Raw genomic sequence first — 14,733 nt, 5'->3', positions numbered from 1 at the left:
TTCAATGGCGATTGACGCGCACTAATGATAGCAAATGGACAAGGTAAACCTGCTATGCTCTTGCACACAACACATTAAGTTCAGTCAACGCCCTTAGATACTCTTGTTTCATGGATTCCAGCAGCGCTTGGGTACTGCCGAGCCTTTTATTTTTTCCGGCCTGTTCCATCGTTATACATAATTCGGTGAGTTTGCCGCTGCCTACATTTGTGCTAAGCGATTTCAGGCCATGTGCCAAAAGGCGGACTTGCTCGGCATCTTCGTTTTCTATGCACAATTGTAGGTTGCTAAGCGTTTGGGCAGCATTCTGCTGAAAGGCTTCTGTTAATGACGTGATAAAAGCCACGTCTTCAATATTATCCATCTTAAATTGTTGGGTGAAAAACTCCATATTGATCGCGGTAGTGTCCTCTACTACGTTAATGGCCTTGGCTAGTGTCCCAATATCTGTTTTTAAAGCGGGCTGATCTGTAAGAATTAAATGTTCCGGCAACCATTTTTTTAAAATCTTGCTCAAATCCTGACGGGTAAAGGGTTTGGTCACCCACTCATCCATCCCCGCTTCTTTGCATTTGGCTTCATCTTCGCTCAAGGCGTGGGCAGTGAGGGCGATGATGGGGATATGTTTGCCGGAATCCGTACCAAGCTCGTACAGGCGGATTTCTTCGGTAGCTTGGTATCCATCCATAAAGGGCATCTGGCAGTCCATAAAAATGAGATCGAAACGCCCTTTTTTTAATGCTTTGACGGCCTCAAACCCATTGCTTACGATCGTTACCTGACAGCCTAAGTCTTCAAGGAAACGCTGCACAACCAATTGGTTGGCAGGGTAATCTTCGGCCACTAACAGTTTGGCTTTAAAGCGGTAATTGGCATTTGACTTACTGGACTTTAATGAGCCTTCGGATTTTTCCAGACATACCCAAAACCAGAAACTTGAACCTATACCGGGTTGGCTATTCACACCAATTTGGCCTTGCATCAATTGGACCAACTGCTTGGCAATGGCAAGCCCAAGACCTGTACCTCGGTAAATCCGGGTCATTGAATTGTCGGCTTGAGAAAACGCTTGGAAAATAAGGTTTAACTTATCTGGGTTGATACCGATCCCGGTATCGGTAATTTCGCAATACAAGCGGACGTTATTTTTCGACATGGGGCGGCAAGTGGCGCTGAGCGTCACTTCGCCTTGAGCCGTAAACTTGACGGCATTACTCAGCAGGTTGACCAGAATTTGGCTTAAGCGTATGGAGTCCCCAATCAGGACATCCGGCAGTTCTGTATTAATGTGAAGTTGGTATTTCAACCCTTTTGATTTAGCCTCCAATTGCAATAATTCAAAACTGTCGCGGAGTAAATCAAGGCACACAAATTTTTGCGAGGAAAGAGCCAACTTACCGGATTCTATTTTGGAGAAATCCAGAATGTCGTTGATGACGCTCAGCAATAAGGTCGAAGATTGCCTCATCACCTCGACGGAACGCCGCTGTTCAAGCCCCAATTCGCTATTCCATAAAAAATCTGCCATACCAAGGACAGCATTCATCGGTGTCCTGATCTCATGGCTCATATTGGCTAAAAATTGTGATTTGGCTATATTGGCCGCTTCCGCCTCTTCTTTGGCCGCCAATGCCTCAGCAACGACTTGCTCCAATTCAACATTCTTTTCCGATAATTCGAGAGTGCGATCACGAACCTGGACAGCCAGCTTTTCGCGCTGCCATTCTAACAGTTCATCCCTGTTATGAATTTCATCCAACATTTCGTTGTACACATCAAGCATTTGGCCGAATTCATCATTGTTGGTCTTAGTGACACGGCGGGTGAATTTTTTTTCCTGTGTGACTGCGCGCATGGCCTGCATCAAATTGAACATCGGGTCTAAAAAAAACCGTTGCAACCGTCTCGACGCATACAAGACTGCGACTAAGGTAAATAATACGATGGTGGCGGTGATCAAATAAAAGCTGTGTAAAAAGGCATACAAACGGCTTAGGTCATCGACCAGATGCAGGATGCCGATGAGCTCACTATCCATAAAAATGGGCAGGAACAGATGCAAATGGCCATTCTCGTAAAGTATCACTTCCGAATAACCGGATTGAAGGGGCTTTCTTGAGGATTTACCGAAGGTAACTTTTACCCTTTGCACTAGGGACTCCAACCAGGAAGGGTTGGGCAGCGTTTGGGACGTATTATTTTTTACGCGTTCCAAAGCTTCCGAAGCCACGAACTGCCTGTCCCCTTTATAGGCGGTATAGGGGGTTACATAAGCGGCAACTAATTTACTGTCATTGTCGTACAAATATGCCGAGATAACGCCTGGGTAGTTTTTCAACGATTGCAGCGACTCGTTCGCGGCGTCAAAATCTTTAAAAGCCAATGCTGCCCGGCTATTCCAGGCGACGATGCTGGCAACGGCGGATAAATCCTGCTCAGTTTGTTGCCTTCGAGTAACGTATTCCCTGACGGAAAGCGCGGATGCAACAAAAACTAATGCCAGTATAGCGCACGAACCCATCGCCATGGTCAATTTTGTCCGAATTGACGCGTGGTTAAAATAATTCTTGATCCGGTTTATTCCCAACATGTCCACTCAGGAAACAGCCTTCTGTTTTTCCCAATATCGATGAAATTCCGCTACCGGTATTGGCTTAGAAAAATAAAAGCCCTGCACTGCATGGCAACTGGTATTTTGCAGGAACGCCTTTTGCTGCTGGGTTTCAACCCCTTCCGCAATCGTATCCAAATTAAGCGCCTTAGCCATTGCCAAGATGGCACTGACTATGGCGGCAGCATCGGCATTGTCCGGCAATCCTTTCACGAATGAGCGGTCAATTTTCAAGGTATCCAGGGGAAATCGATTGAGGTAACGCAAGGAAGAGTAACCGGTACCAAAATCATCCAGTGCCAGCTTTATCCCTAAATCTTTCAGGTTATTGAGTTTTTCCAGAATATTATCGGTGTCTGCCATAATCATGCTTTCTGTCAGCTCAAAAGTCAAAAATGTTGGATTCCCTCCAAATTCCTTTATGATCCCTGCAACCATTGGGATGAATGATGCTTGGTTAAATTGCAGGCTACTCAAGTTGACGGCGATGGCCAGGTTACCCAAGCCCAGTTGTTGCCAAGCTTTGTGTTGGCGGCACACTTCGCGAATCGCCCATTCGCCAAATTGGTTGATCAGGCCATTGTCTTCCGCCAAAGGAATAAAATCATTGGGCGGCAAAAAACCCAATTGCGGACTTTCCCACCGCATTAACGCTTCTGCACCAATCAACCTTCCCGACGCGACCTCCATGACCGGTTGATAATATAAACACAACTCATTATTGGCGACCGCGTTGTGCATATAGGTTTCCATTTCCAACCGTTTTTTGGCCTTGATTGCCATCGTTTCATGGAAAAACCGATACTGGCCTTTACCTGTCCTTTTAGCGTGATACATCGCTATATCTGCATTTTTCAACAAGGCCTCAGAATCTTTGCCGTCATCAGGATAAACAGCGATGCCCATACTGACACCGATATAGGCAAGTCGGTCGCCGAGCTTTATAGGCTCCGTGATCCAGCATTGAATCCGTTCAGCGACGATTGCGGCATCTTCAGGGCGGGTAAGATCATTCAACAGGATAATGAATTCATCACCCCCCAACCTTGCCACATCGACTTTTTGGTCAAAGTGATCAAGATACCTCGATGCCAAATCGGAACACCTTAAACCCTCTGTCAGGCGTTTTGATATTTCCATCAAGAGATGGTCGCCCGCTTGGTGGCCATAGGTGTCGTTTATCCCTTTGAAGCCGTCCAAATCCAAAAATAAAATGGCGAAATTATGTTTGTTCCGTTGCGCCAGTTCTAATGTTTTCGCCAAAAATTTAAGAAAGAAAATCCGGTTAGGCAGTTGGGTAATCTCGTCGTAATAGGCCAAATGCCGGATTTTGTTTTCTTGCGCCTTGAATTCGGTTATGTCCTGGACTGTGCCGACCAGGCCGGTGAGTTGAGCCTTATGGTCCGCCACCGCTTCGATATGTTGCGAGACGTAACGCTCTTTCTTCCCGGACGTTATAATGCGAAACTCTAAATCGGATGCGCCTTTCGTTTTGATGACATTCGCCAAATGCTTTCCCACGTAAGGGATGTCGGCTTTATGGATATATTGATTGAAATTATGGGTACTGGGACTGAATTCGCGCTTATCAAGCTCCACCATCGAATAGATCTCGTCTGACCAGTACAACATTTCATCATTGACTTGCCATTCCCAATCGCCCAATCGGGCCATTTTTTTTGCCCTTAACAAACGGCGTTCGCTTTTTGCAAGCTTAAGCAAATTATTGCTTGCCTTGACCATGTAAAGTAAGCGTTGCGCCAATATTTTCCAGTTAAATGGCTTGACGACGAAATCTGTAGCGCCTGAAGCATAAGCCTGGGCTATCCGTTGGGAATCTTCTGTTACTGTCATGATAACCAAGGGAATATTTTCACCATTAGGTAGGCTGCGAATTTCGGCGCAGGTTTGGAACCCATTCTTAATCGGCATTTCAATGTCAACCAGGACAATATTGGGCGACTCCTCCTTGAACGCTTCCACACCTTCTTCACCATTGAAACGCGATATTAATTTAAAACCCGCTTCCGACAAGTTACGGTTTGCCCACAAATGGACGGTTTGGTCATCATCAATAAGCAACACAACCGGCAGGCTGGCATCAGTGGGATTCATTAAATACAGTTGACAGTTGTAAGGGGGTATTTATTCCTAAAGCGACAGGATTAAGATTAGCACAATTCTATAAGAGGGTAAGGCAGCAGGTGGTAATCCGCCCAAACGGCACCGTCTGTATAACAAACATTTGTTTGAGTTTGTGCATGACAAGTTTAAACCGTACGACACCGCTTAAAAAGAAAATCTATCTCGCTAAAGCCGCCTATTTGCCCTTGTAGCTGCTTTTTTTCCCAATACATTTCGGTTTTTCGGCTTACGACTACTTTTTTATCTGCCCGGTTTCCGATGGCAATATCAACTCCTCTTCGGCGGCATCGAAATTTTCCAACTCTATCACATGGGGTGATTCTTTATTTTTGTCTCTATCGAAACCAAGAGTGTTGGCGTCTTTTAGGAGATTGCGATGATGCTTGTGCCATCACAAAACAGGGTTAAGATAAACATTATGTTTCTTTAATCAAAGCCATGCAAAGTAAAATTTTACGGTACTAGCTGGTTTGGCTGGTGAGTATTTTTGCGCCTTCACCTACTCAACAAGAACCGTCCATACAGCTAAACCTATTGGGCAGGCAGACCCCTTGCAAGATACATAAGCCAGAGCTTATGCACCCTGCAATCTTTGCCGGCAATCCCTTTATCAGATTAATTCTGTTGTGGATAACCCTGCGGTGGGTAGCTTTGTTGCTGCGGGTAACCCTGTCTGTTGCTGCTGATAACCACCGGGTTGTTGGGGTAGCTGAACGAGTTGCTTGCCTTGCCATTCAAAACGCTGATTTAGCTTTCCACCACGGACGATTCCTACTCACTTTTACGTCAATTCCGTGTATTATCCAGCTCAGCTTTTCTGGCATAAGGACAATACCTTTTCGATAATGGATATTCAGGCATTAAAAGACGGCATTCTTAGCTCGCCCGCGTTTGTGGTGGACGAACTTGAAGTGTCGAAGGCTTTAGAAGCATTGGCTACGCTCCGTGATCGATGCGGCTGCAAAGTATTATACTCAATCAAGGCATTGCCTTTGTCGGCTGTCCTGGCGCTAGCAAAACCCTATGTCGACGGTTTTTCGGTAAGTTCGTTGTTTGAAGCACGACTGGCAAGCGAAGCATTGGCTGGTCAGGGTACTATTCATTTGACGACACCGGGAATCAGGCCAGATGAAATAGCCGAGTTGACTGTGCTTTGTTCGCACGTAAGCTGCAATTCCCTTGGCCAATTCCGGCAAGTTGCAAGCGTCGACAAAACCAGCTCGTCATTGGGTTTACGGATCAACCCAAAACTTTCTTTTACTGAAGATGCGCGCCATGATCCGTGTCGGCAGTATTCGAAATTGGGTGTTGAGATAAGCGATTTCCTTGATTCCGGGCTTACCGAACACGCTAAAGGTTTGCATTTTCATACCGTTTTTTCCGCTATGGATTTCACGCCGATGATGCAAACCTTGGACAAACTAAAGTACCTAATGGGCAATCAATTAACCGCTTTAGATTGGCTGAACCTCGGCGGCGGCTATTTGTTCGATCAAATCATTGACAGCAGCGGATTTATCAGTCAGGTAGCTTCGTTAAAAAATGACTTTGACCTTGATATATTTATCGAGCCTGGCAATGCTATCATGGGTAAAGCAGGCTATTTACTGGCTACTGTGATTGATTGCTTCAGCAGTGATGGTAAAGCCATTGCGGTATTGGATACTTCGGTCAACCACAATCCACTAGTGTTTGAATACCAGCGGCAACCGGAATTGTACGAGCATAATCCTGACGGGGGTTATTCCGTTATTTTGGCTGGCAGCACCTGTCTGGCGGGCGACCTGTTTGGTGAATACCGCTTCAACCAGCCCTTATCTGTGGGCGATAAATTGGTGTTTAAGCGAGTAGGCGCATACAGCCTGTCCAAAGCCAATCGGTTTAACGGCTACAATTTGCCTGATATATACATAACTGACAGCAAACAGACAAGACGAATAAAACGCGCCACTTATCAAGATTATCGGCAACAATGGCTGAGCGATGAGTAACTCAGCATTCACCATCAGGCAACCAAGAGATGCACTTTGAAAGTAATTCGGGTTAATGCCTTAATAAATTTCCATTGCAACATGCAGGCCAAGCACATCGCTTTATCGCTGTTGAGCACCTCTCGGGAAAATTAGCTTTGTCGACAACCGAATTTTAAGAATCCGTAAATCCAAGGCAATTTATAAAAAAGTCCCTTACCCAATACTGTTCATTTTGCGTTCACATCGAAATACTACACTATTTACCAGCCAAGTCAGCATGATTAAATATCGGTATAATAAGGACAAACAGCTCGTAACAACAGGAATCGACTGACCGAGTCAGAATTTATGGCAGAAAAGACAACAAAACGTAACACCAGGTATGGCGCCCAAAAAAAGCCGACCCAACCGAAATCGCACTGGTTTAGGAATACTGTGTTGCGGGTTTTTGTTGCAGGCACGTTTTTACTGTTCTGCTTTTTAGGCTACCTCGATTCCAGCGTTAGGGAACAATTTGAAGGCAAGCGCTGGGCTATACCTGCCCATGTGTTCGCCAGCCCGGTTGAGCTTTACACAGGACAAAACCTGACTGCCGAAAAATTTGCCGAATTGGTCCAGCGCTTAAACTATCGCCAAGACAGTCAACTCCAAGTTGAAGGCTCATATACTAAAAAAGGCCAACAATACATCATCAAAACCCGTGCGTTTGATTTTTGGGATGGCCATGAACCCAGCAGAATAGTGTCGGTCGATTTTAATGAGTCCGCCATCGCTAGCGTGATGGATTTTAGCGAGGGCAAAGAAATCGCTATTGTGCGTTTGGATCCGGTGCAAATTGGCAGTTTTTACCCGGCGATCAAAGAAGACCGGATATTAATTAAGCTGGAGGAATGCCCCGATATACTCATCAAAGGTTTGCTAGCATCCGAAGACCGGAATTTTTATAACCATATCGGCATTTCATTTCGCGGTATCGCCCGGGCAATCTTTGCGAATTTTCAGGCAGGCGGCCTTGTTCAGGGCGGCAGTACGATTACCCAGCAATTGGCCAAAAATTTTTACCTGACGCCTGAACGCTCGTTAAAGCGTAAAATCCAAGAAGTGTTTATGGCACTGATTTTGGAGTTCAGGTACAGCAAGAATGAAATCCTGGAAGCTTACCTGAATGAAATTTACCTGGGGCAGGATGGCGCCAGTTCGATTCATGGTTTTGGCTTAGCCAGTGAATTCTATTTTGGCACAGCACTCAAAGACCTTAATCTGGAACAGACGGCAACCTTGGTTGCTTTGGTTCGTGGCCCCTCCCAATATGATCCACGGCGTTATCCGCAACGTGCCGTTGAACGGCGCAATTTGGTGCTGGATGAGATGGCCAATGAGGAATACATTACCGTAGAACAAGCAAATCTAGCCAAACAAAAGCCGCTGGTGATCCTGCCACGTTCACATACGGCAAAAAACCGTTATCCGGGCTTTCTGGATTTAATCAAACGCCAGTTAAAGCAAGAATACCGCGAAGAAGATTTGACCTCAGACGGGCTTAGGATTTTCACGACGCTTGACACTCAAGTGCAAGACACGCTTGAACAGACTGTCAGTAAGCAATTAAGCCAGATGGAGAAATCATCCAGTGCAAAAAACCTGGAAGCTGCGGTTGTGGTCACGCGCAGGGACAGCGGCGAAATTGCTGCCTTGGTAAGCGCACGCGAAGAATCGGCCTCCGGTTTCAATCGGGCTTTAGATGCCGTGCGGCCTATCGGCTCGTTGATGAAGCCTGTGGTCTATTTGACGGCACTGCAATATCCAAACAAGTACACGATTTCTACGCGTGTCAGCGATTCCGACATTTCGGTTAACTTACCCAATGGCACGACCTGGAGTCCCAAAAATTACGACCACAGGGAGCATGGCAATGTTTCCTTGCTCACCGCGTTGGCAAAGTCCTACAACCTAGCAACTGTCAGGATCGGGCTGGAAATTGGTGTTGCCAGGACAGCAAAGACGTTAAAAGAAATGGGCATTACACGAGAGGTCGACATTTATCCCTCATTATTGTTAGGTGCATCTTCCCTGACACCTATTGAAGTGACGCAAATGTACCAAACCCTGGCAGGCGACGGTTTCTTAACGCCCCTTCGTGGTATCCGGGCAGTCGTTGCTGATGGCGGCAAACAATTACAGAGCTATCCCTATGTTGTCAGGCAAGCAGTCGACCCCTCTGCAACCTATATCGTAAACACCATGTTACAAGAGGTGATGCACCAAGGCACGGGGCATTCCGCTTATGACAATTTCCCCAAAGATTATGGCTTGATAGGAAAAACAGGCACCACTAACGATGCCAAAGATAGCTGGTTTGCCGGCTATACGGGGGATTATTTGTCAGTGGTTTGGTTAGGTCGGGATGACAACAAGCCGATCGGGCTAACGGGTGCAACAGGGGCGTTGCCAGTCTGGATTGACTTAATGAAACAGATTTCCAAACAGCCGGTCACGCTCATTCCACCCGACAATATCACAACAGCCTGGGTGGACATGGGCAATGGCTTACTCGCCAACAAAGCTTGCAGAAATGCTAAAGAACTTCCTTACCTGCCAGGGTCGGCACCGACATCGTATTCTACGTGTGGGCAAGCGGTTATCGACCAGGATAAATCCTGGTTTGATAATTTATTTACAGAATGATTTTCAACTAAGGGTAAATTATGAATAGGGGTACAGTGTTATTTATGGTCGGGCTGTGTTTGCTGGTAATGGCGGGTCCTGGCTTTGCCAAAACCCACGCAAAACCCCACGCCGCCAAACAAGGAAAGAATGAGCCAGTCATACAACTGCAAGTCTTTTTAAAAGTCTCAAAATCGCTGTCCGCCGATTTTAAGCAAGTACTGATTAATGAAGTCGGCAATCCGACCCAAACCAGTTATGGTGTGTTTTACCTGCAAAGGCCCGGAAAATTTCGTTGGGATTACCAAAAACCCTTTAAGCAAGAAATTGTTTCCAACACAGGGAAAGTTTGGTTTTACGACACGGACCTTGAGCAAGTCACCGTAAAAAAAGTGGATGAATCCCTGGGTTCTACGCCTGCATTGCTATTAAGCGGCGATGTCGCCCTGGAAGACAACTACACGATGGAAAGCCAAGGTACTGACGGTGACATGCAATGGGTGAAATTACTGCCCAAAAGCCAGGACAGCAGTTTTAAATATGTGTTGATCGGTTTGTCGAAAGGCACATTGGCGGGCATGGAGTTGAGCGATAACTTCGGTCAGTTGACACGCATTTATTTCTCCAATGTCATCGTCAATGCGCCGCTTAAGCAGACCTTGTTTGAGTTTAAGCCACCTAAAGGGGCGGATGTTTTTAATGATGGTTAAATTCCTTTCATGTAACCATGAAGGATGATTTAACAAAACCCCTAGCCGACCGGATGCGTCCAAGGCAATTGGACGAATACATCGGCCAGCAACATATCCTCAAGCAAGGCAAGCCGCTCTACGAAGCCATCCTATCAGGGCATTTGCATTCCATGATTTTCTGGGGACCGCCGGGTTCAGGGAAAACCACCCTGGCACGGATTATCGCCCAACATTCCGATGCGGAATTCATCCCGATTTCTGCCGTGCTTGCGGGAGTTAAAGACATTAGGGATGCGGTCACACAAGCCAAACAGACTCAAAAAGAACAACACAGGCCAACCGTGTTGTTTGTGGACGAAGTCCACCGCTTTAACAAATCCCAACAGGATGCTTTCTTGCCGCATGTAGAAGACGGCACGTTTTACTTTGTCGGCGCGACCACAGAAAACCCCTCGTTTGCCTTAAACAACGCTTTGTTGTCACGCGCCCGCGTGTACGTGCTGAATGCACTGACAACCGACGATTTATTGGTCGTTTTGGAACAAGCGCTGACCGATAAGGCTAGAGGTTTGGGTACGTTGGAAATAACGATGGCCGATCCCATCAAGCTACAATTTGCCCAGGCTGCCGATGGCGATGCCAGACGGCTGTTGAATCTCCTGGAAATTGCTGCCGAACTGGCCTTGGCAAATGGCGAACGGGAGATAGCCGAACCATGTGCCGCCGAAGTGCTGTCAGGTGGCGTTCGTCGTTTCGACAACCAGGGTGAAGAATTCTATAACCAGATTTCCGCCTTGCACAAATCCGTGCGCGGCAGTTCACCGGACGCTGCACTCTATTGGCTGTGCCGGATGATGGACGGCGGCTGTGACCTGACTTATCTGGCGCGTAGAATTGTCAGGATGGCATCGGAAGACATCGGCAATGCCGACCCCAGGGCTTTGCAGATTGCCATCAACGCCTGGGAAGCACAAGAGCGTTTGGGTAGTCCAGAAGGCGAACTCAGTTTGGCGCAAGCCGTCGTCTATCTGGCTTGTGCGCCAAAAAGTAACGCCGTCTACCTGGCTTATAACGCGGCGATGCGCGATGCCAAGCAATATGGCAGCCTGTCAGTTCCCGTCCATTTGAGGAATGCCCCTACCAAGCTGATGAAATCGCTGGATTACGGCAAAGAATACCGTTACGCGCACGATGAACCTGAAGCTTATGCGGCTGGGGAAAATTATTTCCCCGATGAATTAACCGGAAGTACGTATTACCGTCCGGTGGCCAGGGGCTTGGAAATCAAGATAGCCGAGAAATTAAAGCATCTCAAGGAACTGGACAAAAATTCAGGTAAGTAATGGAATGCGTAAATTCTTGGCTCCACTGAGTGATACGCCAACAAAATCTAAGGCTTTGACTTTTTGTTTGTAATCCCATGCGGCACATGTGCCGCAGCGACATGGACAGCCGCCGATTCGCAGTGGCCTTTTTGGTCGTCGAAGAAAATATCCGCCCCAAATGCCTTCAAAAATGCGCCCTTGGACATCCCGCCTAGAAACAATGCCTCGTCGATACGGATTCCCCATGCCCTGAGCGTCCTGACCACGCGCTCGTGTGCAGGTGCTGCACGTGCGGTCACTAAAGCCGTCCTGATGGGAGAACTGTCGGGTTCAAACTGCATCTGGATATGGTGCAATCGCGCCAGAAAATCCTTGAACGGCCCACCTGGCAAGGGATTTTTCGCTTCATTGCGTTCATTTTCGGCAAAAACCGCTAAACCTTGCTCCTGATAAATCCGTTCAGACTCATCGGAAAACAGCACCGCATCGCCGTCAAACGCAATTCGCAATTGTTGGCTTTGGTTGGCTGTGCCGGAACCGCTCATAATCGTCGCCGCCGCAAACCCGGCATCCAGGGTTTTGACGACATCATCCGCATTTGCCGACAAAAACAAATGGGCGCCAAACGCCGGCATGTACGCATAAGGCGAAACGCCACTGGTAAAGGCGGCACGCGTGATGTTGAGCTTATGGTAAGCTATGGAATTGAATATCCTCAATCCGGTATCGGCGCTGTTTTGGGACAGCAAAATGATTTCGACTAGCGGCTCATTGAGGTTATTGCCATTAAGCGCAAGAAATTTTTTTACCAGGGAAAAACCGTAACCCGGCGCCAAAATCTCCTCTTCATGTTGTATCTGATATTTACAAAACGCTTCTTTACCTTGGGTTTCAAAGACCGCATGGGATTCGTCAAGATCGAATAAGGCACGGGAAGAAACGGCAACCACCAACTTTTGCTTTTTCATAATCTCAGGGTAAAAGTATCGCTTAAAACCATAGCGGTTAAATTGCGTTTGTGCACGCAATAATCTTTGTTAATCAAGTTTTTCTCTTTTGATGATAGAATTTTATAAAACAACCACAAAATAAACCATGCAACTGACTATTACCGCTTTAGGAAAACTTCATACCCATTTTATCGCGGAAATATTGCCCACTATCCGCGATTGCAAGTGCAATGTGTTGGAAGTCAGGTCGTCACGCTTAGGCCAGTGTACTGGCAGCTACCTGTTAATTCAAGGCAATTGGAATCAGATCGCCAAAGTGGAAACCGCCTTGGACTTATTGCAAAAACGCATGGAGATTAAAGTCCACTCGTTACGCACCGAAGCCAAAGATAAAGTCAAGGAGTGCGTCCCCTACACACTGGAAACCATTTCCTTGGACAAGGAAAGCATCATTGAATCCATCATCTCTTTTTTGTTGGGGCACGATATTGATATTGAAGAAATCACTGGCAGCTCTTATCAAGCGCCTTATGCCCAAGCCTCTGTTTTTTCAACAAAATTCGTGATTTTGGTGCCGCCGCAAATCCATTTGTTAACGCTACGTGAAGAGTTCCTCGATTTTTGCGACCATTTGAATATCGATGCAATCCTTGAACCGATCAAAAGATAGGTGTAATTATGTCCATACCCCATATTGGCGATGTGCTGCCCAATTTCGAAGCCCCAGCAACAGGCGATAAGGCCGTCAAACTCAGTGATTATCGTGGCAAATTTGTCGTCTTGTATTTTTATCCTAAAGACAGCACACCTGGTTGTACGCTGGAAGGCCAAGACTTTAGGGATAATATCGAACGGTTTAGCGCCTTAAATGCGGTCATCTTGGGCGTTTCCAGGGACAGCCTCAAATCACACGAAAATTTCAAGTGCAAGCAGGAATTCCCATTTGACCTGCTTTCCGACACGGACGAAAGCCTTTGCCAGTTATTTGATGTCATCAAGATGAAAAACATGTACGGCAAACAGGTTAGGGGTATCGAACGCAGTACGTTTTTAATTGACCCGCACGGTGCTTTGGTGCGCGAGTGGCGAAAAGTAAGCGTAAAGGGCCATTGCGAACAGGTTTTATCGGCCTTGACGGAGCTTTCCGGTCATTGATTTAGCGTTGCCCCCAATCAAGGGGACTTTTCCTGGTTTCCCTGGCAAGGCCGAATAGCGTTGGCATTAGGCGGAAATACTTTCCGGGCTTAATTTTCAGTCTCGGACAAAATCATATCATCATTGTCAAAACCATCCCCCTTGGACGTACCCAGCTTAATCATCAAGCGGACTTCATTCCTGGAATCGGCTGAAGTCAAGGCATCTTCATAACTGATCTTGTTCGCCATATACAAGTCGTAAAGCGCTTGGTCAAAGGTTTGCATACCTTGTTCGCGGGAGCTTTTCATCAGTTCCTTGAGTTTATTGATTTCCCCTTTACGGATGTAGTCCTTAGCCAGTGGCGTATTCAACAATACCTCAACGGCGGGGTAACGGCCTTTACCATCGGTGCGTTTAATCAGCTGTTGGGCGACGATGCCGCGCAAATTCAGCGACAAGTCCATGCACAATTGGTCGTGCATTTCGTCGGGGAAAAAGTGTAATATCCGGTCTAGGGCTTGGTTGGCATTGTTGGCATGCAAGGTGGACAGGCATAAATGCCCTGTCTCGGCAAAGGTGATCGCATTCTGCATGGTTTCCCGTGTCCTGATTTCGCCAATCAGGATCACGTCAGGCGCTTGCCGCAAGGTGTTTTTTAAGGCGACTTCGTAGGATTCCGTGTCAATCCCGACTTCTCGCTGGGTGACAATGCAACCCAAATGCGGATGTTGGAATTCTATGGGATCTTCGATGGTAATAATATGGCCGCTGCTGTTTTCGTTCCGATGTTTTATCAGGGATGCTAAAGAAGTTGACTTACCGGTACCGGTCGCGCCGACAAAGATGACTAATCCCCGCTTCTCCATAATCAAGTCCTTTAGGATAGGCGGTAAATGCAGTGAATCCGAGTCTGGAATTTGATTTTCTATTCGCCGCAGCACCATACCAGCCGCATCCCGCTGGGTAAATGCACTGACCCGAAACCGCCCTAAATTAGGGTAGCCCAAAGCGAACTGGCATTCTTTCGTGTTTTCAAACTCGGACTTTTGCCGCTGATCCATGATGCCCGTTACAACCATCATGGATTGTTCGGCAGTCAACACGGTATTGGAAACCTCAACCAGTGAACCGTCAACTTTCATGGTAGGCGGCCTACCCGCCGTGATGAACAGGTCAGACGCCCTGCGCCTAACCATTAATTCTAATAAGGCTTTAAAATCCATAGTTCCTCCCTAT

10 protein-coding genes are annotated in these 14,733 nt (G+C 46.9%); 6 read left to right on the top strand and 4 right to left on the bottom strand.

Translation table 11 applies throughout. The features are described 5' to 3' along the window. Positions 1-52 precede the first annotated feature (52 nt). Together MGMO_RS05365 and MGMO_RS05360 are read right to left on the bottom strand one after the other, a co-directional pair. Positions 53-2,590 (bottom strand): ATP-binding protein, encoded by a 2,538-nt coding sequence (locus tag MGMO_RS05365; RefSeq protein ID WP_023494026.1) that lies wholly within the window; start codon positions 2,588-2,590, stop codon positions 53-55. Positions 2,591-2,596: 6 nt separating this feature from the next. Further along, the gene (locus tag MGMO_RS05360; protein WP_023494025.1) at positions 2,597-4,726 is read right to left on the bottom strand and encodes a two-component system response regulator; all 2,130 of its coding nucleotides are present in this window, start codon (positions 4,724-4,726) and stop codon (positions 2,597-2,599) included. An 824-nt stretch (positions 4,727-5,550) separates the two neighbouring features. Between MGMO_RS05360 and MGMO_RS05355 the strand changes: the two genes are divergently transcribed. The 4 genes from MGMO_RS05355 to MGMO_RS05340 all read left to right on the top strand — a co-directional run bounded on the left by MGMO_RS05355 (position 5,551) and on the right by MGMO_RS05340 (position 11,428). Next, positions 5,551-6,747, top strand: coding sequence for a type III PLP-dependent enzyme domain-containing protein (locus MGMO_RS05355; protein ID WP_321163111.1), 1,197 nt, complete (start codon positions 5,551-5,553; stop codon positions 6,745-6,747). Positions 6,748-7,077: 330 nt separating this feature from the next. Next, positions 7,078-9,414 carry a penicillin-binding protein 1B gene (gene mrcB, locus MGMO_RS05350; RefSeq protein WP_023494023.1) on the top strand — a complete coding sequence of 779 codons (2,337 nt, stop codon included), beginning with the start codon at positions 7,078-7,080 and terminating at the stop codon, positions 9,412-9,414. 68 nt (positions 9,415-9,482) lie between these two features. Continuing rightward, positions 9,483-10,103, top strand: a complete 621-nt coding sequence (gene lolA, locus MGMO_RS05345) for an outer membrane lipoprotein chaperone LolA (RefSeq protein WP_051383978.1) — start codon at positions 9,483-9,485, stop codon at positions 10,101-10,103. 17 nt (positions 10,104-10,120) lie between these two features. Beyond that, positions 10,121-11,428: a replication-associated recombination protein A gene (locus tag MGMO_RS05340; protein ID WP_023494021.1), complete on the top strand. Its 1,308-nt coding sequence runs from the start codon at positions 10,121-10,123 to the stop codon at positions 11,426-11,428. A gap of 47 nt (positions 11,429-11,475) precedes the next feature. Here the strand turns inward: MGMO_RS05340 and MGMO_RS05335 are convergent, their stop codons facing one another. Continuing rightward, positions 11,476-12,378 carry a 5'-nucleotidase gene (locus tag MGMO_RS05335; protein WP_023494020.1) on the bottom strand — a complete coding sequence of 301 codons (903 nt, stop codon included), beginning with the start codon at positions 12,376-12,378 and terminating at the stop codon, positions 11,476-11,478. A 127-nt stretch (positions 12,379-12,505) separates the two neighbouring features. Here MGMO_RS05335 and MGMO_RS05330 point away from each other — a divergent pair, with 127 nt between their 5' ends. Next, positions 12,506-13,030 (top strand): glycine cleavage system protein R, encoded by a 525-nt coding sequence (locus tag MGMO_RS05330; RefSeq protein WP_023494019.1) that lies wholly within the window; start codon positions 12,506-12,508, stop codon positions 13,028-13,030. An 8-nt stretch (positions 13,031-13,038) separates the two neighbouring features. Then, entirely contained in the window at positions 13,039-13,515 is a 477-nt protein-coding gene (locus MGMO_RS05325) for a peroxiredoxin (RefSeq protein ID WP_023494018.1), read from the top strand. An 89-nt stretch (positions 13,516-13,604) separates the two neighbouring features. On the opposite strand, the gene MGMO_RS05320 is transcribed toward MGMO_RS05325, so the two are convergent. Further along, positions 13,605-14,720 carry a PilT/PilU family type 4a pilus ATPase gene (locus MGMO_RS05320; protein WP_023494017.1) on the bottom strand — a complete coding sequence of 372 codons (1,116 nt, stop codon included), beginning with the start codon at positions 14,718-14,720 and terminating at the stop codon, positions 13,605-13,607. Positions 14,721-14,733: the final 13 nt, after the last annotated feature.

Source organism: Methyloglobulus morosus KoM1, assembly GCF_000496735.2.
In the GTDB taxonomy this organism is placed as follows: Bacteria; Pseudomonadota; Gammaproteobacteria; order Methylococcales; family Methylomonadaceae; genus Methyloglobulus; species Methyloglobulus morosus.
This window is presented reverse-complemented; position numbering and strand designations above follow the sequence as displayed.

Bases quoted from the DNA above. Each gene is read 5' to 3' on its own strand.
- MGMO_RS05365 (WP_023494026.1), bottom strand. From the start codon at position 2,590: ATGTTGGGAATAAACCGGATCAAGAATTATTTTAACCACGCGTCAATT.
- MGMO_RS05340 (WP_023494021.1), top strand. From the start codon at position 10,121: ATGAAGGATGATTTAACAAAACCCCTAGCCGACCGGATGCGTCCAAGG.
- mrcB (WP_023494023.1), top strand. From the start codon at position 7,078: ATGGCAGAAAAGACAACAAAACGTAACACCAGGTATGGCGCCCAAAAA.
- MGMO_RS05320 (WP_023494017.1), bottom strand. From the start codon at position 14,720: ATGGATTTTAAAGCCTTATTAGAATTAATGGTTAGGCGCAGGGCGTCT.
- MGMO_RS05335 (WP_023494020.1), bottom strand. From the start codon at position 12,378: ATGAAAAAGCAAAAGTTGGTGGTTGCCGTTTCTTCCCGTGCCTTATTC.
- MGMO_RS05325 (WP_023494018.1), top strand. From the start codon at position 13,039: ATGTCCATACCCCATATTGGCGATGTGCTGCCCAATTTCGAAGCCCCA.
- MGMO_RS05330 (WP_023494019.1), top strand. From the start codon at position 12,506: ATGCAACTGACTATTACCGCTTTAGGAAAACTTCATACCCATTTTATC.
- lolA (WP_051383978.1), top strand. From the start codon at position 9,483: ATGGCGGGTCCTGGCTTTGCCAAAACCCACGCAAAACCCCACGCCGCC.
- MGMO_RS05360 (WP_023494025.1), bottom strand. From the start codon at position 4,726: ATGAATCCCACTGATGCCAGCCTGCCGGTTGTGTTGCTTATTGATGAT.